Here is a 23878-nt window from a genome sequence, read left to right as displayed (position 1 = left end):
CCTCCGAAAGCACGGCTTAATGGGCTCGCGACCTAGAAAGCAAGCTTGAGATGGAGTAGCAAAGGCGGCCGGCCCAAATACCGCAAGTTCAGGCAGCAGCGATGCCGGTGGAAAAAGCCCCTGTCTGCCCCGTTAGACTGGGCAATCACGATTTTGGTTTAACCGCTACGCACGTTGTGAGTGACTCCTTGCTCCTTGCCACCGTCGAGACGCTGGCTGAATTTGGTGGACTCAAAGCGCAAGACTCACTCGCGCGCTTGACGTCGCAGCTACTGCGCCGCTCTCATCCTCGCGCCGCGATGGAAATGGCGTTGTCTGAGCTGCCTCAGGAGCTTGACAGCGACTTGAGGCGCCATCTCCGTCACACGCTTGCGGCGACCTCTGGTCCACTGTCGGAGCTGCACTTGGAGATTGTCGCGGCTACATGCAAGGTCCACCGCCGTCGCATGCGCACCAGCGAATCGCAAGACGCTTCGCTTGCCCGACTTATGCTCCAGCGCAATGGCGCTGAAGTGATTGACCTCTACACTGACCTGTTTCGTTGGACGAATCTGTCATGTTTGGCTCTTCAAGACGATGACCAGATTGCTCCAATCCTTGAGCGAGTTCGTCGCTATTCCATTGACTTCGGTCCGCGCGCTAGTTCATGGGCCAGAGAGCTCGCCATGCTATCGGCATCGGCCATTGGGCTTGTGCTTGACGAATACGCAGCCGAGCTTCGGGCTAAGTTGGCACTACAAGACGGGCCGGAGTTGGGTGGCGCTCTCCTGCGAGTCTTCAGTAGCTCTCAACATCGGCTGCTTGCCGGCGCGGAGCACTTGCTGCGCGTCGTGAGCGTGAAAGACCTTGGCGACTTGGAGGCCGCTCGCTACCTGCTTGCTGCAGCTTCTTGGTACGGTGCAAACGCGCTATGTGCAACGCTTAAACAGCAGGGAGATTTTGGAGACATCTTTGCTGAGAATAGACCAAACTCTCTGAACTATCGCGACGACGATGGCGAGATGCTCGACTACTTGGAGTACAACTTCAAGCCAGCGCCTTAGGTTAATCGGGGAGCGATGGTCGATGAGTGGGCCACCGGCGCCTGCGCAGTCTAAGCGTAGCCGCTCTCTGTCTCGATGTGCGAGCCTGACCTTGGGTTCGACGGTGCCCGATGTCTTCCTGGAGTCTGTCCCGCAACTTCTCGACGCCACGCAGCTTGTCGAGCCGGTTTACGCATCGAGCGTCTCATGGAAACGGTCGCCGCTGCGCTAAGCTCGTGCGACCTGACGCGGATAGGCGCTCATCGCCCGATTCCGTCCCTCCCGCTTAGCGCGGAAAAGCGCTTGGTCCGCACGCTCCATCACTTCGTCTAAAGGCTCAAGTGGCAAGCAGCGGTTGTCGCTCATCGCGTATCCGGCCGATATGGTGTAGCTGAGCGTTCGACCATTCACCAGCCGAACGCTTTGTCGAGACGCATCTCCGACTATGCGCTGGGCCAGAGCTTCGACCTGAGCTTCATCGCAGTCCTGGAGAAGAATGCTGAACTCTTCGCCTCCGTATCGACCGACCAAATCGGAGATGCGCACCGCGCCAGCCATCAGCCGCCCTACGTGAGCCAGCGTCACGTCGCCGGCTGCATGCCCGTAGGTGTCGTTGATTGCCTTGAAGTGGTCTATGTCGACCATCACCACGGCATACGGTTTGCGGCTGGTGACCGCCTTTGCTGCTCGTTCGAAGAAGCTCGCACGGTTGTACGTCCCGGTAAGGCCGTCTCTGCTCGCAGTTTCCAGGATGGCCGCCCGCTGTTGCTGGTGGACGAGCGAGAAGAATGTGATGGAGGACAGCACAACGAAGACCGCACCCATCAGCAAGGCGCCCACTTGTGTTGGCGAACCGGCACTTGGAGCGACGCTTGCGGCATCTCCGAACGCGGCCACTAGGGCGCGCACAGCAAAGCCAGCGGACATCAACGTGATGACTAGGCCCCCGATAGTCAGCAGCGCCGACCTCTGCATCCAAGCCCGTTTGACGAGCAGATTGGCGGTCATCCCTAGCAGTACGGCTATGCCCCCTGATACCGTGACGACGGCGACGGAAAGCGCCAAGCCAAAGAGATACGTAGCAAGGACACCCGAGACAGCAACTGTAGCGGCGAACAAAAGTTCGATGCGACGTGGGTGATGGGCAAGCAGCGACGCGAAGGCCAGGTACCCGTACGTGGCGCATGAAATCACCAGCGTGTTCGCAACGACGAAGGAAAGAAACCAAGGCGCGTGGCCACGTAGGTAGTACAGGAGGAATCCTCCTCCTGCCCCGGCCATCGCCTTGCTCCACGCAAGCAGCGCAGGCCGGTGCTCCGGCATAGCCTTGGCGGCACTTACCGACATGCCCGCCATCAGGAAACCAAACATCGAGATGGCGAAGAGGAGCGTGCCTGGATGCAGAGCGAGAGCATCAGTGGAGTCGGTCATGGCGAGTCGGATTGAAAGTCAACCCGCCATTCTGCACGCCGGCGCGCGGTGCACGGCCGCGTAGGACGCTGATAGGCTCGTTCAAGATTCACGTCGTCGTTGACGTGCATCAGACTATCCGCCCCTTCGCGATGGCTGCTGAACTAGGTTCCGCTGGATGCGCAACTGTCTGCGCGGCGCCAGGTTTTTACCCGCCGGTGAGGTGCATCAAGTGGCCTGCACTCATGGGTTCGTGCCAGCTTGCTACGCCTCGAAGAATCTGCAGCACGACTAAATCATCATACGGCGACCATGCGAACCTCGCATCTCAAGGGCGAGCCACGTCTACGATTGCTCCGAAATTTGTTGGCCTAGGCAGTCCTGAATGAAACCCCGTCGACAACCCCATCTCGAAGTACGATGAAGCGCTGTCGACTCCAGACTTCCGCGGCAAGCACTTCGCCGCAGCTACGCATGTTTTTGATTGCCTCAGCCCATGCATTCGTCGCTGCCTGCACTTCGCGCTTGTACGCGGCTGCAAAAACGTCAGGTCGTTCAGTGAAGCGCAGGTCAGCTGAAGCGGCTATCACCCACGACCGATAGTCGCGGGAATTGCCTCCCTTTGCTTTGCGAAGGGGCGTACCTGTTTGGAAGCAGGCGTCGAAAACTCGCAAGTTGTTGCTGACCTTGGAGTGTTCGTAATCAATGTGCGCTAGAGTAAGCTTGAGCGCTGCTCCCTGCAGTTGCAGGCCTGCCTGATACCAGCTGCCTGACCTTAGTTGCACTAGGAATAGATGCAGCTGTACCAATGGCTTGCCTCTGGCGCCGGAATCGACGATGACATTGCACACGTCTGCGGTAAGTGTGCGCAGCAAGGCCTGAAGGAAAATGCGCTCCAGGCGGTTTTCGCAGATAAAGTACTCGTGCTGAGTCACTCCGTTCGCCGGCAAGGGTGTGCTCAGACGTTCCTTGGCTGAAGCGCTGACACGCTCCAACACCCAGGGGTAGGCAGAAGGGTTGGCGACGAAGGCATCACGCGCTTCGACCAAGCGCTGGACCAAGTTCGCATAGTCCTTGATGTATGGATTGCCGGGCACGGAGTCTGCCGCAGACTGCAAGGCGGGCAGGAGTTGGCTGTAATCGACATCCGTCCAGGAGTTGCCCGACCGTTCCTTGGCGAAGGTAAGGAATACTTTGTAAGGGGCGGGCTCTCGTGCATTAAATTCTTGTACGCCGGTCAAGAGGCAGCGCGCCGCATAGATTTTTCGGTCGTACCCCTCCAATTGCTGGTATGACTGGCGCGACTTCAGCTTGTTCTCGACGACAAGACAGAAGCTCTCGGTGGCGCACACCAGGTCAAGCGAGTCGAGCTCTGTCTGCACGCGCAAGCTGTCCGCCTGGGCTTCTGTACAGGGTGCCCCGAGCGAACTCAGCAGTGCGACGCGGTTCGCTGCGTTCAACGGTGAGCAGTGTGGCGTCAGTAGCCAGGCGAGAGTTTGGGTGTGCATCCGCTCCTGACCAGCGATGCCTAGATATTCGAAGAGAGTCAGAGCCATAGATGGTCTTTTATCACGGGAGTGCAGGTTTGACGCCGGCGGTTGCGCGAGCCGGTGGTTGACAAGTTGGTAACGCTAGCTAAGCAGATTGCCACGGGGTTGCCGGCGGTGGGCGGCGCCATCTCTTCTGCCCGCACTGGAGCCAGGTGGGACACATTTGCAAAGCGCTTGCCGCAGGTCTCGTCAAGGGTGACTGCCTCCAGCAGTACCTCCTCCCGCCTCTGCAATGGCCTTACTCCACGCAAGCAGAGCTGACCGGTGCGCAGGCATCGCCTTGGCGGCGCTTACTGACCTGGCTGCCATAAGGAAACCAAACATCGCGATGGCAAAGACCAGCGTGCCTGGATGCAGACCGAGGGCCCCGGTAGAGTCCCACAGTGAATCGGCCTGGAGTCAACCTCATTTCGCACGCCGGCGGGGGCTTGGCTGCGTAGAGCGTTGGCTGGTTTGCTGAAGATTCCGGTCCCTACGACATCTGGTGGAATCGCGGAGTTCGCATAGTCTTTAGCCCCGGACATCAGCCTTGGGGGCGGTCACATGGGCGCTGTTCGCGGCTTGCCGAAGTCCCTGTCCCCCGCAAGCCTGCGAGCGATTCGTCTGGTCATCGAGCACTGCGCATTAGTTCTCGATTCGCGCTATCGAGGCAAATATTTTCGCGTGCCAGGGTTCGGCTACGACAGTAGCACGGCGGCCTTCATCCAATGGTGCTTGGTTCTGGGCTCGTTGCGCTCGGCTCGATAGACTTGGTCCGGCTGTTGTTTAAGCGACTCGCGTGCGGCTGGGTAAGCAAACGGCCAGCATCGCTGGCAAGCCTCTGGGACTGGTGCGGAGACGCCGGCAGGCGCTCCGCTGAGGCCTTTTTCGCGCTTTCAGGAGCTGGGCCTGATGGGCAGGCTTACCTCACGTAGTACGGACGTCCACCCGCGTATGGCGATTGCGGTGGTCAAGGGATAAACAAGGCGTCCCTATACAAGGAGCAGAGGACTTCTCTGCGACCTACGAAATCCAACGATGAAAACCGCCCTCGCCCGTCTGGAGCCTGGCTTCCGCATCACTCGCGCCGGTTGTGACATTCACGTCTCCAACTTTCTCATTGACGGCAAGCTGCGGCATCGCGTCTGCCTACATCGCAACGGCGTCCCCGTGTCGTGCGCGATTGTCGCTCGCAACAACAAGTACACACTCGACCACCTCGAAGAACGTATCCGCAAAGGTCAGGTCAGCCCGAGCTCCGAAACGTACAGCGCTCTTGTAGAGCTAGCGAGTGTCGCCGAACGCCTTATGGCTGAGGGCGTGTGAGACCTTATTGAAATCGCCATCCGCGTTGAAGGTGCTTCCACCTGGGAGCAATTGCGGGCAACTGCTTACGAAGTGGCGGTAGCAGCCGACCCAGAACTCACGGCGCTGTACGGTGAGCGGCTGGCTGAGCTTGAAAGCAAAGGGGTGGTGCCGGCGCAAGGCAGCGCTGCGGCGGCTCCAAGCGAGCCAAAGGCGAGCGAGGGGGAAGCAGTTGCTGCACGTGGGAGCTTGGACAAGCTGCAGGCGCTCAGGACGCGTTTGCTCGCTGAGGTTGAGTCATGTGTCGATAGGGATGCACTCCTGCTGGCCGCGTGGGAGCTCAACCGACAGACCTTGGCGCCCGAGTACTACTCGCTGCGGATGGACGTTATGCACGAGTTCAAGGTGACCTACAAGAAGTTGACTGGCCGCACGATGTTCAAGGCTGAACTGGAAGGTCTGTTTCCTCCGCCCAAGGCGAAGAAGAGCAAGACCTTGGAGCAGTTGCCGTTGACCGAGTTTGGCGTCACTGAGCGCATGCTGCAGCTACATGGCAAGGAGGTCGCCTACGCCGGCGATTCAGGCCGCTGGTACCTCTACCGCGAGGGCCACTGGCAAGAGCAGCCTAAGGAAGGCGTGCAGCTGGTGCAAATGGCGCGCAACATCATCAAGACACTGCGGCCTCTGGCAGAGTCCATCGTGGACCCAGAGCTGCAAGAAGAGGCCCTGCGCTCGGTCGCGGCCTGCGAGCGCACTGGCTTCGCGGTGGGCGTGGTCAACGGTCTAGCGGGCGAGGACGGCGTGTTGAGCGAATCGCTCGACTTCAACACGAAGCCGGAGTTCCTGAACGCTAGGAACGGGCTGATTGACCTTCGCACGGGGCAGCTGTTGCCGCACGACCCTACGGTCCGCGCGACGATGGTCACGGGCTGCGACTATGTACTGGGCGCAACGCGTCCATGGTTTGAGCGGACGATGCTCGAGGCCTTCAATGGCTGCGCGGAGACGGTGAGCTTCCTCAAGCGGTTCATGGGCTACAGCGTCATGGGCGTGCCGAAGGAGCGTTATATGCTGATGGCTCTCGGCAAGGGCAAGGACGGCAAGTCAACCATCTTCAACGCCATCAAAGAGGCGCTGGGCTCGCATGCTGCGACGATGAATTCCTCGGTGATTGCATCGCCGGTCGGGGCGCAAGCGCATGCCGACGCAGGTGCGCCTGCTGAGCACCTGCTGCGTCTGCGGGGCAAGCGCCTCATCCTCGGCTCGGAAGTGAAGCGCAGCTCTGTGTTCATCGACGACGCTGTCAAGACCCTGGCAAGCGGCGGCGACACCATCCTTGCACGTGGGCTGTGGAGCGCAAACTCAGTCGAGTTCAAGCCGTCCGGCGTGCTAGTGAATCCGGCCAACGTCATTCCGCTCATCCGCGACGACGACCCCGCCGTTATTGACCGCCTGTTGCTCTTGCGTTTCGCTGGCCAGCTACGCAAGGATGGCGCGAAAGTGGACACAGGGCGCTCGGCAAAGCTGGCCGCCGAGATGGAGGGCATTTTGGCCTGGCTGGTAGAGGGGGCGCTGGAATATCAGCAGCGGGGCCTGGATATTCCGGAGGCTGTGCACCGCGTGAAGGCCGAGATTCTGGAGGGCACCAGCCCCATCAGCCGGTTCATCGAGGACTGCTGCGAACTGGGTCCCAAGTGCGCTGCGACGACCAAAGAGCTGTGGGAGGCGTGGCGCGTGCACTCGTTCGAGCAGGGTGAGAAGCACCTGGCTCAATCTGAAATCTCGTTCGGACGGGCCATCAGCGCTAGCATTGGCATCGAGGGCGACCGCGCCACGGTCGACGGCAAACAGCAGCGCATCTGGGTCGGCATTCGACTCAAGTCCAGCCGTACCCGACTTTCGCCGGGCTTCTTCCAGCGCCGTGTCAGAGGGGTGTAAACCCTGCCACTCCAACTAGACCGCTTCGGCGGTCTTTTTGTTGCTTAAGACGGCTAGACAGATGGCCATGCGATTAGACAGATGGGCTGCGCCCCCCGGGCCGGCCAAGAAGCGGCCAAGGCCGCTCGAGAGCCAAAGCCAGACAGATTAGCGGTCTGTTTAGCATCTGTCTAACATCTGTCTACGCCAGTTTTCACAGGAAAGAACATCCTTTCTAGACAGAAGACGGATGATTCAAAACCTATTGCTCCCCGTGGAAGAAATTTTTTCTGTCCCCGCAAAGAGGAAATCAACTTACCTGGTGGGGCCTGTGCATCTGTCTAAGCCGCTGTTTAGAAAGGTCGCTTGGCTAAGCGTGGCGCGCCAATCCAGCAAAAGGTGCTCCGGGCGCTCGACGCAGTCGAGAAGTTCATGGTCGTTGCCTAACCATCTTCTACACTTCTTCGAACCGGCGCAACTGCGCCGGTCTTATTCTTTGGCCGAAAGGTTCAAACTTTCGAGAGCCTACTCTCTCGGGTTCGGGTCACTGCTGCTTGACTACGCCAAAGCAAACGTCCAATCGCCTAGAATTGCCCCAGGGCGCCGGTGGTTTCAGGCCTGCGAGGCACTTCCCCGGCAAGGCGTATGAACGCCCCGGAAAACTTGCCTCACATTCACAAAGGGGATGGCCGTGAAAAAGCATCTTTGTGCCGTATGGGCCTTGGCTTGCTCGGCGGTCGTCACCCAAGCGCGAGCGGTACTGAACAACAAGTTGGTTGCGGGTGCTGCGGTGCTTGCGGCTGCTACCCTAGCAAAGAGCGCTCATGAGCACTTCAACGCTGAGGCCGACCAGCTCAAAGCCAAGCAGGCGGCCACCGAGACCCGTCTGCTACGGTACAACGAAGGTCACGAGGCGAACTTCGCGAATATCGTTGAGCGAGCTCGGGCCATATCCACTGACGGAATCCCGCAGTTGCAGCTACGTAAGCTTTGTGGGCCTGCTGCGCTGTACGTCACCCTCGGCCAGTTTGCGCCGCAAGAGGCCTTCGCACGGTTCGTCAAAGGCGGCCTGCAAGCCGGATGGTTCGAGATGGGTTTGCGTCAGGGAACGGGGGCCCGTGGCCTCTCCGAGGCGCTCGAGCTGCAGGGGCTCGAGTCGGAAATCTTGCGCTTCAGCTTCAAGGAAGAAACTGCTCGCCAAGCAGTCATTGCGGTGGATGAGGGCAAGGCCGTGTTTGCTGAAGTCAATGGCAGCGAGACGTACTTTGCGCTGACGGGTCAACCGTTGAATGTCGGCCGCCACATTGTTGGCGTCGTCGCAATACGGCGAGGCGCTCAGGGAGCCGTGACGGGGGTCGGCCTTTACGACGTCAACGTCTACAGACCACAGTCTGACGTACCCCTCCGGTTTGTACCCTACAAGACTTTCGTTAGCACACTAAGGTTTGCACAGGATGGACTGTTTCCGGGGCTTGTCGTATCAAAAAGCCCCGTGAGGGCACCAGTTCAGCTTTAACTCTGAGCACAGGTGCGCTGACCTTGGCGAGCCGTATTTGAATTTCTGCATGGACACACTTCGAGTGCTCGGGGGCTATGGCTTCTTTGGAAGTCGGCTGGTGCAGCGGCTGGCGCGCCAAAGCGGGCTGCCACACCTCTGTAGCCGGCGGCGACCTGTCCAAGGCCTTGGCGCTGGAACACGAGATGGCGGGCGCGTCCTGCCGGCTCACGGCAGCGCGGCTCGATGTTCGGGCCGCAGACTTTGCCCGGCAGCTAGCGAACTGGCTCCGGACGTCGTTATCACACTTGTGGACCGTTCCAATGGCGGGGCTACGACGTTGCCCTGGCGTGCATTCAAGCCGGCGCGCACTACGTCGACCTGGCCGACGGTCGCGATTTCGCTTGCGGCATCACGCAGCTCGACCGGGTCGCACTTGCCGTAGGTGTCTCGGTCTTGAGCGGCGCGAGTTCAGTCCCTACGCTTTCCCGCGCGGTCGTTGACAGCTTCGCCGCTGGACTGAGCGGGTGGACACCATCGACATCAGTATCAGCCCCGGCAATCGCACGGAGCGCGGGCTCGCAACGGTCCAAGCCATCTGGTATTGCGGCAAGCCCCAGCCACATGGCGCCTACGGCTGGAGCGGTACATGGCGGCACACCTATGGGGCATCCGTAGGTGAGCGGCTGCTGTTGCCTTGCGATTTGCCGGACTTGACGCTGCTGTCCGACCGCTAGCCCGGCACACCCGCCGTGCGCTCTGGTGCGGGACTGGAGCTGCGAACCTTGCACCGGGGCATGAACCTCATGGCGTGGATGACCCGCCGCGGTCTTGTCAGCGATTGGGCGCACTATGCCTCGGAGCTCGTAAGCACCAAGCCCGCCAGCTCTTGGGCCGCCCGACTTCTGGGTGCGTGTCTGGCACGCCGTGCACTGCAACGAAGGGCGCCATTATGTTCGAAGGTGCCGGAGTGCTTAGTCGTTCGGCGTCTTTTGAGACCGACGGCCTACGCCTGTAGGCGCCACATTCATCCAGAAATTCGTTTGATACCGCCATCTCAGCGGTCGGCGTGTCGCCCACGGCTTCACGCACGGCTAGACAGATGCCTGTTCGACTAGATTGTTGAGGTCGCAATTAGACAGACGGGCTCCGCCCTTTCGGTCGGCACAAAGCGGCTGGCGTCGCTTGGGAGCCAGGAATAAGACGGTCGTGAGTCATCTGTCTAACATCTGTCTGCCTGGTTTTCAAACGAGAGAGAATGTATTTTAGACAGAAGACAGATGACTCAGAGAAAACGCTCCGCGGGGACAGCATATTTTGTTTGCAGTGGTTCTCGCGGGAAAAAATGACTTCTGGGGTGTTGCATAAATAGGCGCAGTCCCCGCATCTGTCTAAGCCACTACCCAGGCAGCCCACTCGGTCAGTCGTCGCCCTCGGCCGCTCCGACGGCGTCCTCGAGAATTGCTGGTAGCTCCGGCTCAGCTTCATCTTCGTCGAAGGTGATTGAGCCGTCGAGTACGCCTGCCACGTACTTCTCAATGGAGCGCGCAGCGCTGCGCATCTGCGCCTGGGCTTCCGGCAAGTTCATGTATTGGGCTGTGATGTCCGGGATGTTCATAATCCTGGCGACCGTCCTTGGGGAGTGCAGCATCAGCAGCGACGTCCCCATCAGGTCTGCCCCCGCCGCCACTGCAATTCGAGCAAAGGTCCTCCGCAGGTCGTGGCGAAGAAATTGCCACCCGTCAAGGACGTGGGTTGACAGATGCGCCCAGTTGGAGCGAGGGTCCGAATGCACTGGAATCCGGCCTCCCTTTGTCGGCTTTCCCCCGTGCTGAGACAGCATGTACCAAACGGGGCCGTCAGGGTCGGGTGCCCAGGCTCGACGTGAGTCAATGATTCGCAGGGCGGAACCTGAGATGGGCAGTACGATGTCCGGGGCGTTCGCTGGCGTATCTGCGCCTCGCCGCTTCGTGCCCGCTTTGTGCGGGCTGATTCTTAGCACGCGTGCCGCGCTGTCTACCTCAGCAAATGTCATTTGCGACAGCAGCGCATGTCGAAGCCCGGTCAACACGTACACCCGGAGGTGGTCGCGTGCCCAGGGCGCGCACATTACGTCTGCAGCCCGCCACACCTCAGCCAGTTTTCGCAGCGGTATTGACCCGGTGCGGACGTTGGGCGTGCCGACCTTTTTAAGCACGTCTCTGGCTGGGTTCCAGCCGAGCGGCTTACCGGGCAGTCCGTCCTCGCCAGCGTAGCCGTAGAGCTTGGCCCCCAGGTTCATCACGCCCATGATGGTGGCCTCAGCTAGCTCCTTCCTCGGTAGCTTCGAGTAGGTCAGGCCATCGGCATTGAGCAGCTTGCCTGCGCCCAGCCCACCGACGAAGTGCGCCCAGAAATCCTTCCCCAGCTCGTCGAGGAAACGGTCAGCCAAGTGCGCGTAGTAGCGCTTGTACAACCCCTGTTCCTTGGTTGCCGTCGCTTCCTTTGAGAGCCTCGATTCCACTGGATGACGCTGCCAAGCATCGGCAACGGTCATGCGCCGCTTTGCTTTGGCCGCCTCTGCTGCCTGCTCAGGCGTCGCTCGCCGGAGCTTCTCAATTTCCTCGACCCTCGCGAGGATGGTCGTGATGCCCTGCTGCCAGCGCCGCTCGGCTTCACGCCCGTCGAGCTTGGCGAGGTCATCGAGCTCCAGGTAGGCGTCCCGCTCTTCCTTCTCTTCGCCTGTCAGCGAGTGGCGAATGCGGATGGCCAGCTGGCGCCGCACCCGACCGTCCAGCGACGGCGGGTGTACGCGCAACTTGACGTGGCTGAATTCGGCATGCGGGTACTCCCAGGGCCTCTGCCCTCGAGCCGGGCCCGGCAGGGAACGGGCCTCGCGAAGCAACACGAAGGAGCGGTCTCTTGGACGCTGTAGCGCCTCAGCATTTGAGTCAGAGGAGCGCATGTGAAGGGGGAAAGTGCATTCCCCCTAGTTTCCCCCAACATGCGTGCGGAATAAACACTCCTTTCCCGCGCTCCCTGGAACGACATTACGTTCGTCCGAGGTCCGCTGCGGCCGCTTTCCCTCTGTACGCCCAGTACGGGTCGTGGTCCCTTTCCCCTAGGCATCGATTTTATTTACCAAGCGGTCCGTCAGCACACAACACTCATAATCCTTTGGTCGTTGGTTCAAGTCCAACACGGCCTACCACCGCGCTAGCTGCGCACCGCCAGCAGCGCCGCCAGCAGTTGATCCGGCGCACTCACCATCGGATCGTGGCCGGTGGGTATCTCCACCACCTTCCAGCCCGCCGCTTTGCGCACACGCTGGCGCATCAGGTCGATCGTCGGCAGCGCGGGCGATGTGCAATCGATGAAGGTGCGCGGCAGCGCCGCGATGCGTTGCGCGTCGAAGTGCAGCGGGTCGTCGTAGACGCCGCCCGGCTGCGGCGTCTGCCGCCGGGCCACCCAGGCCGCGTCGTCGCCAGTCAATCCGAAGGCTGCCGGGTCCGCCGGCGCGATGGCGCCGGTGGCCGCGATGGCCGCCCGGCGCGCAGCCTGGGTCTCTGCACTGTGTCCGCTGGACCAGCTCTCGCCGGGCTCGGGCACCACCGCGTCCAGATAGACCAGGTGCGACATCCGATGCGCCAGCCGGTCGGCCACCGCGGTGATCACGATGCCGCCATAGCTGTGGCCCACGAGCACCGCGCCCTGCAGTTCCTCGGCTTCGATCACCGTGCACACGTCGTCCGCATGCGTCTTCAGGTCGATGTCGCGGCGGAACTGGTGGGCCCGCTCGCCCACGCCTGTCAGCGACACCGCAAAGGCCCGATGCCCGGCGGCCCATAGCCCCGGAAGCACCCGCTTCCAGCACCAAGCGCCGTGCCAGGCGCCATGCACCAGCACGTAGTCCATCAGATCGCTCCCGATTCGCGCAGCGCCGTGCACTCTTCCGCTGACAGGCCAAACTCCGCCAGCACCTGCTGCGTGTGCTCACCCAGCAGCGGCGGTGCCCGGCGCAGCGTGGGCGGCGTGGCCGACATCTTCATCGGGCTGGCCACCAGCCGCAGCGCATCGGTGTGGGGATGCGCCACCTGCGTCACCATGCCCCGGGCCAGCACGTGCGGGTCGGCGAACACCTCGGCCAGGTTGTTGATTGCGCCGCACGGTACCTTGGCCGCCTCCAGCGCGCTCAGCCAGTCCTGCTTGGCGCGCGTGCGCAGCACCTCGGCCAGTATCGGCACCAGCGACTCGCGGTGACGCACGCGGTCCGCGTTCTTGATGAACCGTGGGTCGGCGGCCAGCTCGGGCAGGCCGGCCACCTGGCAGAACTTGGCGAACTGGCTGTCGTTGCCCACCGCCAGGATCAGGTGCCCGTCGGCCGCCTCGAACACCTGGTACGGCACGATGTTCTGGTGGGCATTGCCGGCCCGCTTCGGTGCCACGCCGCTGGCCAGGTAGTTGGCCCCCATGTTGGCCAGCATCGCCACTTGGGTGTCGAGCAGCGCCATGTCGATCGCCTGGCCTTCGCCCGTGGCGTCGCGGTGGCGCAGCGCCGCCAGGATCGCCACCGTGGCGTACATCCCGGTGAACAGGTCGGCCACCGCAACGCCCACTTTCTGCGGGCCGCCGCCGGGCAGGTCGTCGCACTCGCCGGTGATGCTCATCAGGCCGCCCAGGCCCTGGATGGCGTAGTCGTAGCCAGCGCGCTCGCTGTATGGGCCGGTCTGGCCGAAGCCGGTGACCGAGCAGTACACCAGCCGCGGGTTCAGCTGCAGCAGCGTGGCCGAATCCAGCCCGTAGCGGGCCATGTCGCCCACCTTGTAGTTCTCGACGAAGACGTCGCAATCGGCCACCAGCCGCCGCACCAGCCCCTGCCCGGCGGCCGAGGCGATGTCGATGGTGATCGAGCGCTTGTTGCGGTTGGCGCCCAGGTAGTAGGCGGCTTCGGCGGTGTCCTGGCCTTCGCGGTTCTTCAGGAAGGGCGGACCCCAACCGCGGGTGTCGTCGCCGCCCGGGTGGCGATCGCCGGGCGGGCGCTCCACCTTGATCACGTCGGCGCCCAGGTCGGCCAGCGTCTGAGTGCACCAGGGGCCGGCCAGCACGCGGGACAGATCGAGCACGCGCACGCCGTTGAGCGCGCCGGCCGGGGCAGGAGAAGGAACAGCTTGGGTCATGGCCTGATGCTAAGCGGCCACCCGGGATAATGTGCCGTGACCTTCCTCCGTTCCTCCCTGCGCCTGGCGGCCGCGCCGCTGGCTGCCGCCGTGGTGCTGGCGGCTTGTTCCCCCTCGCTGAACTGGCGGCAGTGGCGCCCGGAGGGCGCGCCCTTGCTCACCCTGTTTCCCTGCAAACCCAGCGGGCCGACCCGCAACGTGCCGCTGGCGGGCGCGCCGTCTGCGGTCACCGTGGTGTCGTGTGATGCGCAGGGCATGACCTTCGGCCTCACCTTCGCCGACGTCGGTGATCCGGCTCGGGTGGGCCCTGCGCTGGAGGCGTTGGCGTCCGTTGCGGCAGGCAACGTCGGTGCGCCGGTGCCTGCCGCGCCGGCGTCGGCTGCCGTGCCAGGCGCGACGCCGAATCCTCGCGCCGGCCGTCTGAGCCTGGCCGGCCGCCGACCGGATGGCGGAACCATCCAGGTGCAGCTGGTGCTTTTTGCGCATGGCACGCAGGTATTTCAAGCGACGGTGCTGGGCAGCCGGCTGGATGCGGAAGCGGTGGATACCTTCTTCGGCGCGCTGCAGCTCGGCGGCTGAAGGCGGCCTGGCGAATGTCGGCGATGCGCAGGCCGCTAGCGTTTCCAAGGATCCTGTGCCGCCCCCACGTGGCTACGCCGCCCCGGTCCCCCTTGTCTTGACGGGTTTGCACCTAGCCTGATGGTGCTCAGTGCAATCCCGAGTACGCTCCACCCCCCATGATTCCCGGTCTCGTCATCCTCGCCCACGCGCCGCTGGCCTCCGCGCTGCGCGCCGTGGCGCAGCACACTTTCCCGGAGTGCGCCGCCCGCATCGAGGTCGTCGACGTGACGCCCGACATGTCACCGGATGAGGCGGAAGGCCTCGCACGGGCGGCACTGGCCCGGGCGCGCACGCCGCAGGCCCTGATCTTCACCGACGTCTTCGGGGCAACGCCTTGCAACGTGGCCCAGAAGCTGTCCGACGGCGTCCAGGTCCGGGTGGTCACCGGCGTCAACGTCCCCATGCTGTGGCGCACGCTCTGCTACGGGGAAGAGCCGCTGGAGAACCTCGTCACGCGCGCCCTGGCAGGCGCGACGCAGGGTGTGATGCCGGTGGGAAACACCCGTCCGCAGAACCAGGCTCATCCAACCCACTCAGATGCTCAAGACCAAGCTCATCATCAGCAATAAGCTGGGCCTTCACGCCCGTGCTTCGGCCAAGCTCACCAAGCTGGCCGGCAGCTTTGCCAGCGAAGTCTTTCTTTCCCGCAATGGCCGACGGGTCAACGCCAAGAGCATCATGGGCGTGATGATGCTGGCCGCCGGCATGGGCGCCGAACTGGAGCTGGATGTGGAAGGCCCCGACGAGCAGCAGGCCGTCGACGCCATCACGGCGCTGGTCGACGACAAGTTCGGCGAGGGTCAGTAAGCACTTCCCTTGCGCCTACGGCGCGGCATTGGCCGCGACGTCGCCCCCAGGGCTGATACCAGCTTCGCCTGGCATGGCCGCTGCTACATTCGTTGAATGAGCATCCAGGTGTTCGGTTTGCCGGTATCCCGAGGCGTTGCCATCGGGCGCGCGGTGTTGGTGGCGTCGAGTCGCATCGACGTTGCCCACTACTTCATCGAAGCTTCGCAGGCCGATGCGGAGGTCGAGCGCCTGCGCGTCGCGCGCGACCAGGTCGCCGCCGAACTCACTGCGTTGCAGCGCGATCTGCCGCCGGATGCGCCGGCCGAGCTTTCCGCCCTGCTCGACGTTCACCTCATGCTGCTGCACGACGACATGCTGGCGTCCGCCACCAAGCACTGGGTGCGCGAGCGGCACTACAACGCTGAATGGGCGGTTTCTGCCCAGCTCGAGGTACTGGCCCGCCAGTTCGATGAGATGGAGGACGACTACCTCCGTGAGCGCAAGGCGGACATGGAGCAGGTCACGGAGCGCTTGCTTCGTGCGCTGGCCCGCAAGAGTGCGTCCGGCGTCGTCGCGCCGCCACAGGGCGTGCGTGATTTCGGCGGCGAGGATCCGCTCGTGCTGGTGGCCAGCGACATCGCGCCTGCGGACATGCTGCAGTTCCGCCGCAGTGTCTTCACCGGCTTCGTCACCGATGTCGGTGGCAAGACCTCGCACACCGCCATCGTTGCCCGCAGCATGGACATTCCGGCCGTCGTCGGCGCCCGGGAGGCCAGCCGTCTCATCCGTCAGGACGACTGGGTGGTGATCGACGGCGACAACGGTGTCGTCATCGTCGACCCGTCTCCGATCGTCCTGGAGGAGTACCGCTTCCGGCAGCGCCAGAGCGAGCTGGAGCGTGCCCGGCTGCACCGGCTGCGTCACACGCCGGCGGTCACGCTGGACGGCCAGGCCATCGACCTTCTCGCCAACATCGAGCTGCCGAGCGACGCCGCGGCCGCCGTCGAGGCGGGTGCCGTCGGCGTCGGCCTGTTCCGCAGCGAGTTCCTGTTCATGAACCGCGCTCCGAACGACCTGCCCGGCGAGGACGAGCAGTACGAGGCCTACCGCGATGCCGTGCTCGGCATGAACGGGCTGCCCGTGACCATCCGCACCGTCGACATCGGCGCCGACAAGCCCATCGAGCGCATGAGCGTCAACGAACTGCGGCATGAGCACGTGCTGAACCCCGCCCTCGGCCTGCGCGCCATCCGCTGGAGCCTCGCAGAGCCCGCCATGTTCCGCCAGCAGTTGCGCGCCATCCTGCGCGCAAGTGCACACGGCAAGGTGAGGCTCCTCATCCCCATGGTTGCCCACCTGTCTGAAATCCGACAGACGTTCGAGTCCATTGCACGCGCAAAGCAACAGCTCACCGATGCCGGCAAGCCGTTCGTTGATGTCGAAGTCGGCGCGATGATTGAAGTGCCCGCGGCGGCGCTGATGCTCAAGCGCTTCCTGAAGTACTTTGACTTCGTGTCGATCGGCACCAACGACCTCATCCAGTACACCCTGGCCATCGACCGAGCCGACGAGCACGTGTCTCATTTGTACGACCCTTGGCATCCCGCGGTGCTGAAGCTGGTGGCGGACAGCATCGCCATCGCCAACGCGGCCGGCAAGGATGTGAGCGTCTGCGGGGAAATGGCCGGTGACGTCGCCTTCACGGAGCTGTTGCTGGGCATGGGTCTGCGCAGCCTGTCGATGCATCCTGCGCAGATCGCCTCCGTGAAGCACAGGGTTCTCCGCGCAGACACACGGCGCTTGGCAGCTGGGCTGGACGCGGTGCTCCATGCTGACGATCCCATGCAGGCGGCACAGGAGGCGTTCAAGCGCGTCGAGGTCGCTGCCGTGCCGCCTGCCGTGTCGCTGCCGCTGCAGTAGGTTTCTAAAGCTCAACGCAAAAAGTTGACCGCCTCAAAAATCCCATGCTATAGTGCAAGGCTTCGCTGATCACAGCGCGGTTGTTTCGAAGGAAGCGGCGGCGAATGGCAAGCGAAGCGGATCGAAAGACCCGGCAGTTGACAGGGATTTAAAAAGAACGTCATAATCACTGTCTTCGCTGATTACTGCAAACGAAATCAGCAGCGACCTGCAAGGGCCGCAGTTCTTTAAAAAGTTACAGCCGATAAGTGTGGGCGTTTGAAGGCGAGCACCGTCAAGCCGCAAGGCAACGGGGTTTTCGGACCTCAAACGCTCATGGAAGTGAAGTTCACTTCAATTCTTTGAGTGATTAAACAAGATCGAACTAAAGAGTTTGATCCTGGCTCAGATTGAACGCTGGCGGCATGCCTTACACATGCAAGTCGAACGGTAACGCGGGGCAACCTGGCGACGAGTGGCGAACGGGTGAGTAATGCATCGGAACGTGCCCAGAAGTGGGGGGATAGCCCGGCGAAAGCCGGATTAATACCGCATGAGACCTGAGGGTGAAAGCGGGGGATCGCAAGACCTCGCGCTTTTGGAGCGGCCGATGTCAGATTAGCTAGTTGGTGGGGTAAAGGCCTACCAAGGCGACGATCTGTAGCTGGTCTGAGAGGACGACCAGCCACACTGGGACTGAGACACGGCCCAGACTCCTACGGGAGGCAGCAGTGGGGAATTTTGGACAATGGGCGCAAGCCTGATCCAGCCATGCCGCGTGCGGGAAGAAGGCCTTCGGGTTGTAAACCGCTTTTGTCAGGGAAGAAACGCTCTGGGCTAATACCCTGGGGTAATGACGGTACCTGAAGAATAAGCACCGGCTAACTACGTGCCAGCAGCCGCGGTAATACGTAGGGTGCAAGCGTTAATCGGAATTACTGGGCGTAAAGCGTGCGCAGGCGGTTATGCAAGACAGATGTGAAATCCCCGGGCTCAACCTGGGAACTGCATTTGTGACTGCATGGCTAGAGTGCGGCAGAGGGGATGGAATTCCGCGTGTAGCAGTGAAATGCGTAGATATGCGGAGGAACACCGATGGCGAAGGCAATCCCCTGGGCCTGCACTGACGCTCATGCACGAAAGCGTGGGGAGCAAACAGGATTAGATACCCTGGTAGTCCACGCCCTAAACGATGTCAACTGGTTGTTGGGAGGGTTTCTTCTCAGTAACGAAGCTAACGCGTGAAGTTGACCGCCTGGGGAGTACGGCCGCAAGGTTGAAACTCAAAGGAATTGACGGGGACCCGCACAAGCGGTGGATGATGTGGTTTAATTCGATGCAACGCGAAAAACCTTACCTACCCTTGACATGTCTGGAATCCTGAAGAGATTTGGGAGTGCTCGAAAGAGAGCCAGAACACAGGTGCTGCATGGCCGTCGTCAGCTCGTGTCGTGAGATGTTGGGTTAAGTCCCGCAACGAGCGCAACCCTTGTCATTAGTTGCTACGAAAGGGCACTCTAATGAGACTGCCGGTGACAAACCGGAGGAAGGTGGGGATGACGTCAGGTCCTCATGGCCCTTATGGGTAGGGCTACACACGTCATACAATGGCCGGTACAGAGGGCTGCCAACCCGCGAGGGGGAGCCAATCCCAGAAAACCGGTCGTAGTCCGGATCGCAGTCTGCAACTCGACTGCGTGAAGTCGGAATCGCTAGTAATCGCGGATCAGCTTGCCGCGGTGAATACGTTCCCGGGTCTTGTACACACCGCCCGTCACACCATGGGAGCGGGTTCTGCCAGAAGTAGTTAGCCTAACCGCAAGGAGGGCGATTACCACGGCAGGGTTCGTGACTGGGGTGAAGTCGTAACAAGGTAGCCGTATCGGAAGGTGCGGCTGGATCACCTCCTTTCTGGATAGTCTGGTGCTTTAATTCTTGCGCCCACGCTTATCGGCTGTACTTGACGGCAGATTGGGGTCTGTAGCTCAGTCGGTTAGAGCACCGTCTTGATAAGGCGGGGGTCGTTGGTTCGAATCCAACCAGACCCACCACCTATTGGGGGGTGTAGCTCAGCTGGGAGAGCACCTGCTTTGCAAGCAGGGGGGTCATCGGTTCGATCCCGTTCACCTCCACCAATGAAGATTGTTCAGGCCAAGAACTGATGAGTTCTTGGCCTGTGCGATCCGTGTGGTTGCCTGTCGTTCTTTAACAATTCAAAGAGTCGAAATCAGTAATTGTTGTCGACGCATTGGATGCAGTGAAAGCTGTTTCCGAAGCGAAGGTGACGTTCAATGATTGCGTCAAAACAAACTTCAAGAATTGAAGTTCGGCATAACGCGTAAATACTCAAAGTCAACAGATAGTTGATTTTCAGTCCTTGACGACGCCTCAAGCGTGAGGTGTCAAAGTTATAGGGTCAAGTGACTAAGTGCATGTGGTGGATGCCTTGGCGATTACAGGCGACGAAGGACGTGATAGCCTGCGATAAGCTTCGGGGAGCTGGCAAATTAGCTTTGATCCGGAGATTTCCGAATGGGGAAACCCACCCTTAGGGGTATCGCATGATGAATACATAGTCATGCGAGGCGAACCGGGTGAACTGAAACATCTCAGTAGCTCGAGGAAAAGACATCAACCGAGATTCCGAAAGTAGTGGCGAGCGAAATCGGAAGAGCCTGCACGTTTTAGCAGCTCACTTATCAGAACAGTCTGGAAAGGCTGGCCATAGCGGGTGATAGCCCCGTATGAAAAAAGTAGGCTGTGGAACTAGGCGTGCGACAAGTAGGGCGGGACACGTGAAATCCTGTCTGAAGATGGGGGGACCATCCTCCAAGGCTAAATACTCGTAATCGACCGATAGTGAACTAGTACCGTGAGGGAAAGGCGAAAAGAACCCCGGGAGGGGAGTGAAATAGATCCTGAAACCGCATGCATACAAAAAGTCGGAGCCGCAAGGTGACGGCGTACCTTTTGTATAATGGGTCAGCGACTTACATTCAGTGGCGAGCTTAACCGAATAGGGAAGGCGTAGAGAAATCGAGTCCGAATAGGGCGTTCAGTCGCTGGGTGTAGACCCGAAACCAGGTGATCTATCCATGGCCAGGATGAAGGTACCGTAACAGGTGCTGGAGGTCCGAACCGACTAGTGTTGCAAAACTAGCGGATGAGCTGTGGATAGGGGTGAAAGGCTAAACAAACCTGGAGATAGCTGGTTCTCTCCGAAAACTATTTAGGTAGTGCCTCAAGTATTACCATCGGGGGTAGAGCACTGTTATGGCTAGGGGGTCATGGCGACTTACCAAACCATTGCAAACTCCGAATACCGATGAGTACAGCTTGGGAGACAGTGCACCGGGTGCTAACGTCCGGACACAAGAGGGAAACAACCCAGACCGCCAGCTAAGGTCCCTAAAATTGGCTAAGTGGGAAACGAAGTGGGAAGGCTAAAACAGTCAGGATGTTGGCTTAGAAGCAGCCATCATTTAAAGAAAGCGTAATAGCTCACTGATCGAGTCGTCCTGCGCGGAAGATGTAACGGGGCTAAGCCAGTTACCGAAGCTGCGGGTGCATCGCAAGATGCGCGGTAGGAGAGCGTTCTGTACGCCTGTGAAGGTGGATCGTGAGGTCTGCTGGAGGTATCAGAAGTGCGAATGCTGACATGAGTAGCGTTAAAGGGGGTGAAAAGCCCCCCTCGCCGAAAGCGCAAGGTTTCCTACGCAACGTTCATCGGCGTAGGGTGAGTCGGCCCCTAAGGCGAGGCAGAGATGCGTAGCTGATGGGAAACAGGTCAATATTCCTGTACCGACGTGCAGTGCGATGTGGGGACGGAGAAGGTTAGCTCAGCCGGGTGTTGGATATCCCGGTTCAAGCATGTAGGCGTGCCCTCTAGGCAAATCCGGAGGGCTTAGCTGAGGTGTGATAACGAGGAGGCTTGCCTCCGAAGTGAGTGATACCCTGCTTCCAGGAAAAGCCACTAAGCTTCAGCTGCACGCGACCGTACCGCAAACCGACACTGGTGCGCGAGATGAGTATTCTAAGGCGCTTGAGAGAACTCTGGAGAAGGAACTCGGCAAATTGACACCGTAACTTCGGAAGAAGGTGTGCCTTTAGTAGGTGAACCATTTACTTGGGGAGCCCAATGAGGTTGCAAAGAATCGGTGGCTGCGACTGTTTATTAAAAACACAGCACTCTGCAAAGACGAAAGTCGACGTATAGGGTGTGACGCCTGCCCGGTGCTGGAAGATTAAATGATGGGGTGCAAGCTCTTGATTGAAGTCCCAGTAAACGGCGGCCGTAACTATAACGGTCCTAAGGTAGCGAAATTCCTTGTCGGGTAAGTTCCGACCTGCACGAATGGCGTAACGATGGCCACACTGTCTCCTCCAGAGACTCAGCGAAGTTGAAATGTTTGTGATGATGCAATCTCCCCGCGGAAAGACGGAAAGACCCCATGAACCTTTACTGTAGCTTTACATTGGACTTTGAACAGATCTGTGTAGGATAGGTGGGAGGCTTTGAAACCCAGTCGCTAGATTGGGTGGAGCCGACGTTGAAATACCACCCTGGTGTGTTTGAGGTTCTAACCTTGGCCCGTGATCCGGGTTGGGGACAGTGTATGGTGGGCAGTTTGACTGGGGCGGTCTCCTCCCAAAGTGTAACGGAGGAGTTCGAAGGTACGCTAGGCACGGTCGGAAATCGTGCTGATAGTGCATTGGCATAAGCGTGCTTGACTGCGAGACTGACAAGTCGAGCAGGTACGAAAGTAGGACAAAGTGATCCGGTGGTTCTGTATGGAAGGGCCATCGCTCAACGGATAAAAGGTACTCTGGGGATAACAGGCTGATACCGCCCAAGAGTTCATATCGACGGCGGTGTTTGGCACCTCGATGTCGGCTCATCTCATCCTGGGGCTGTAGCCGGTCCCAAGGGTATGGCTGTTCGCCATTTAAAGAGGTACGTGAGCTGGGTTTAAAACGTCGTGAGACAGTTTGGTCCCTATCTTCCGTGGGCGCTGCAAGATTGAGAGAGCCTGCTCCTAGTACGAGAGGACCGGAGTGGACGCACCTCTGGTGTATCGGTTGTCACGCCAGTGGCATTGCCGAGTAGCTAAGTGCGGAAGAGATAACCGCTGAAAGCATCTAAGCGGGAAACTCGTCTCAAGATGAGTCTTGCCGGGGCCTTGAGCCCCCTGAAGAGTCGTTCGAGACCAGGACGTTGATAGGCTGGGTGTGGAAGCGCAGTAATGCGTTAAGCTAACCAGTACTAATTGCTCGTGAGGCTTGACCCTATAACTTTGACAACACGACCGTCAAAGATCACGTTATGCCAAACCTTGGCGCAATCGTTGAATACTGATTACACTCTTTGAATTGGCTGGGCTGACCCAACAGGCGTCAACCCGGCAACCCGTCAAGCCTGATGACCATAGCGAGGTGGTCCCACTCCTTCCCATCCCGAACAGGACAGTGAAACGCCTCAGCGCCGATGATAGTGCGGGTTCCCGTGTGAAAGTAGGACATCGTCAGGCTATTTACCCAGCGCATGCCCCCGCATAACGAATAGTTGTGCGGGGGTTTTGCCTTTGGGGGACGAGACATTCCTGGCTCCGACAAAGAAAACGGCCCCGAAGGGCCGTTTGGCGTTATACGACGACTGAATCAGTCGGCGTACTGACCTGCAGCCTTGATAACCGGCGTCCATTTGTCGATTTCGGCTTGCACAAACTTCTTGTGCTCGGCAGAACCCACACGGTTGTCGGTGACGACGACGGCGCCCAGCGCTTCTTGGCGCTTGACGAAGTCAGCGTCCTTCAGCGCGGTGCGCAGCGAGGCGTTGACCTTCTCCAGGATGGCGGCCGGAGTGCCCTTGGGGGCATAGAGGCCGTGCCAGATGGTGACGTTGAAGCCCTTCAGGCCGGATTCATCCAGAGTAGGCAGCTTGGACAGCGCCGGCGTCGTGAGGCGCTGCGTGGTGGTGACGGCAAAGGCCTTGACCTTGCCGGCCTCGATCTGGCCCGAGGTGTTGGTGGTCTGGTCGCACATGATGTCGACCTGGCCGCCCAGGATGTCGTTCATGGCCGGCGCGGTGCCCTTGTAGGGCACGGTGGTCATGTCGCTCTTCATCGTCGACTGAAGCAGCAGACCGCACAGATGCGAGGCCGCGCCCAGGCCGGCATTCGCCAGGTTGACCTTGCCCTTGTTCGACTCCAGCCACTTCACCAGCTCGGCGTAGTTGTTGGCCGGCAGAGTGGGGCGGCCGATCAGGGTCATCGGCACCTCGTTGACGAGACCGAGGTACTCGAAGTCTTCCATCGTCTTGTACGGCAGGCTGCGGTACAGGGCGGGCGAGGTGGCCATGCCGATGTGGTGCAGCAGCAGGGTGTAGCCGTCCGGTGCGGCCTTGGCGACCTTGGCGGCGCCCAGCGTGCCGCCGGCGCCACCGACGTTTTCAATAATGATGGTGCCGCCCAGCGGCTTGCGCAGGGCTTCAGCGAGGTCACGCGCCACCTTGTCGGTGGGGCCACCGGCGGTGAACGGGACGATGATCGTCACCGGGCGGGTGGGGTATTGCGCAAACACTGCGGCGCTCACCGCAGCCAATGCGCCGCCAATCAAAAACTTTTTCATCATGGAACGAAGCTCCTTGGTTCGAGGTGCATGCGCACGGTGCGTGATGCTAGACAAGCACGCGCCGCCGGGTCGTCGGGGACTACGTAGGGAGTGGCCCGATGTCCA

The 23878-nt window shown here is 60.6% G+C and carries 15 protein-coding genes, 2 tRNA genes and 3 rRNA genes; 14 read left to right on the top strand and 6 right to left on the bottom strand.

Annotation, left to right across the window (positions count from 1 at the left end; translation table 11 throughout):
- The first annotated feature begins 101 nt into the window (after positions 1–101).
- Positions 102–1043 (top strand): hypothetical protein, encoded by a 942-nt coding sequence (locus LRS14_RS10625; protein ID WP_257799505.1) that lies wholly within the window; start codon positions 102–104, stop codon positions 1041–1043.
- Positions 1044–1250: 207 nt separating this feature from the next.
- On the opposite strand, the gene LRS14_RS10620 is transcribed toward LRS14_RS10625, so the two are convergent.
- Together LRS14_RS10620 and LRS14_RS10615 are read right to left on the bottom strand one after the other, a co-directional pair.
- A complete protein-coding gene (locus tag LRS14_RS10620; protein ID WP_257799504.1) occupies positions 1251–2453 on the bottom strand; it encodes a diguanylate cyclase in 1203 nt (400 codons plus the stop codon).
- A gap of 350 nt (positions 2454–2803) precedes the next feature.
- Positions 2804–3988 carry a PD-(D/E)XK nuclease family protein gene (locus LRS14_RS10615; RefSeq protein WP_257799503.1) on the bottom strand — a complete coding sequence of 395 codons (1185 nt, stop codon included), beginning with the start codon at positions 3986–3988 and terminating at the stop codon, positions 2804–2806.
- Between the two features lie 1011 nt (positions 3989–4999).
- Between LRS14_RS10615 and LRS14_RS10610 the strand changes: the two genes are divergently transcribed.
- The 4 genes from LRS14_RS10610 (at position 5000) to LRS14_RS10595 (ending at position 9415) form a co-directional block, all read left to right on the top strand.
- Positions 5000–5287: a hypothetical protein gene (locus LRS14_RS10610; RefSeq protein ID WP_257799502.1), complete on the top strand. Its 288-nt coding sequence runs from the start codon at positions 5000–5002 to the stop codon at positions 5285–5287.
- Positions 5288–5515: 228 nt separating this feature from the next.
- Positions 5516–7204: a phage/plasmid primase, P4 family gene (locus LRS14_RS10605; protein WP_257799501.1), complete on the top strand. Its 1689-nt coding sequence runs from the start codon at positions 5516–5518 to the stop codon at positions 7202–7204.
- A 670-nt stretch (positions 7205–7874) separates the two neighbouring features.
- Complete coding sequence (locus tag LRS14_RS10600; protein WP_257799500.1) at positions 7875–8699, top strand: hypothetical protein; 825 nt, start codon at positions 7875–7877, stop codon at positions 8697–8699.
- 506 nt (positions 8700–9205) lie between these two features.
- Entirely contained in the window at positions 9206–9415 is a 210-nt protein-coding gene (locus LRS14_RS10595) for a hypothetical protein (RefSeq protein ID WP_257799499.1), read from the top strand.
- 683 nt (positions 9416–10098) lie between these two features.
- Here LRS14_RS10595 and LRS14_RS10590 read toward each other — a convergent pair.
- The 3 genes from LRS14_RS10590 to LRS14_RS10580 form a co-directional block, all read right to left on the bottom strand.
- Entirely contained in the window at positions 10099–11442 is a 1344-nt protein-coding gene (locus LRS14_RS10590; RefSeq protein ID WP_257799498.1) for a hypothetical protein, read from the bottom strand.
- Between the two features lie 431 nt (positions 11443–11873).
- Positions 11874–12572 carry an alpha/beta fold hydrolase gene (locus LRS14_RS10585; RefSeq protein WP_257799497.1) on the bottom strand — a complete coding sequence of 233 codons (699 nt, stop codon included), beginning with the start codon at positions 12570–12572 and terminating at the stop codon, positions 11874–11876.
- Positions 12572–13834 (bottom strand): CaiB/BaiF CoA-transferase family protein, encoded by a 1263-nt coding sequence (locus LRS14_RS10580; RefSeq protein WP_257799496.1) that lies wholly within the window; start codon positions 13832–13834, stop codon positions 12572–12574. The genes LRS14_RS10585 and LRS14_RS10580 overlap by 1 nt, the downstream gene beginning before the upstream one ends.
- A 36-nt stretch (positions 13835–13870) precedes the next feature.
- Here LRS14_RS10580 and LRS14_RS10575 point away from each other — a divergent pair, with 36 nt between their 5' ends.
- The 9 genes from LRS14_RS10575 (at position 13871) to rrf (ending at position 22671) form a co-directional block, all read left to right on the top strand.
- Positions 13871–14413: a hypothetical protein gene (locus tag LRS14_RS10575; protein ID WP_257799495.1), complete on the top strand. Its 543-nt coding sequence runs from the start codon at positions 13871–13873 to the stop codon at positions 14411–14413.
- A gap of 161 nt (positions 14414–14574) precedes the next feature.
- Positions 14575–15024: a PTS sugar transporter subunit IIA gene (locus tag LRS14_RS10570; protein ID WP_046112892.1), complete on the top strand. Its 450-nt coding sequence runs from the start codon at positions 14575–14577 to the stop codon at positions 15022–15024.
- Positions 14993–15262: an HPr family phosphocarrier protein gene (locus tag LRS14_RS10565; protein WP_046112695.1), complete on the top strand. Its 270-nt coding sequence runs from the start codon at positions 14993–14995 to the stop codon at positions 15260–15262. Before LRS14_RS10570 ends, LRS14_RS10565 begins: the two co-directional genes overlap by 32 nt.
- 96 nt (positions 15263–15358) lie before the next feature.
- On the top strand, positions 15359–17164 hold the full coding sequence (ptsP, locus tag LRS14_RS10560; protein WP_257799494.1) for a phosphoenolpyruvate--protein phosphotransferase: 1806 nt from the start codon (positions 15359–15361) through the stop codon (positions 17162–17164).
- A 361-nt stretch (positions 17165–17525) separates the two neighbouring features.
- Positions 17526–19054 (top strand): 16S ribosomal RNA (locus LRS14_RS10555).
- A 63-nt stretch (positions 19055–19117) separates the two neighbouring features.
- A tRNA-Ile gene (locus tag LRS14_RS10550) sits at positions 19118–19194 on the top strand.
- A 7-nt stretch (positions 19195–19201) separates the two neighbouring features.
- Positions 19202–19278, top strand: a tRNA-Ala gene (locus tag LRS14_RS10545).
- A gap of 279 nt (positions 19279–19557) precedes the next feature.
- Positions 19558–22431 (top strand): 23S ribosomal RNA (locus tag LRS14_RS10540).
- A gap of 127 nt (positions 22432–22558) precedes the next feature.
- Positions 22559–22671, top strand: a 5S ribosomal RNA gene (gene rrf / locus LRS14_RS10535).
- The 16S, 23S and 5S rRNA genes sit together here with 2 tRNA genes alongside, the layout of an rRNA operon.
- Before the next feature lie 130 nt (positions 22672–22801).
- On the opposite strand, the gene LRS14_RS10530 is transcribed toward rrf, so the two are convergent.
- Positions 22802–23770 (bottom strand): tripartite tricarboxylate transporter substrate-binding protein, encoded by a 969-nt coding sequence (locus LRS14_RS10530; protein WP_257800451.1) that lies wholly within the window; start codon positions 23768–23770, stop codon positions 22802–22804.
- Positions 23771–23878: the final 108 nt, after the last annotated feature.

This window comes from Aquincola sp. J276, from assembly GCF_024700035.1.
Classification (GTDB): domain Bacteria; phylum Pseudomonadota; class Gammaproteobacteria; order Burkholderiales; family Burkholderiaceae_C; genus Aquincola; species Aquincola tertiaricarbonis.
The sequence above is the reverse complement of the archived record's forward strand: the minus strand, read 5'-3'. Positions and strand labels throughout refer to the sequence as shown.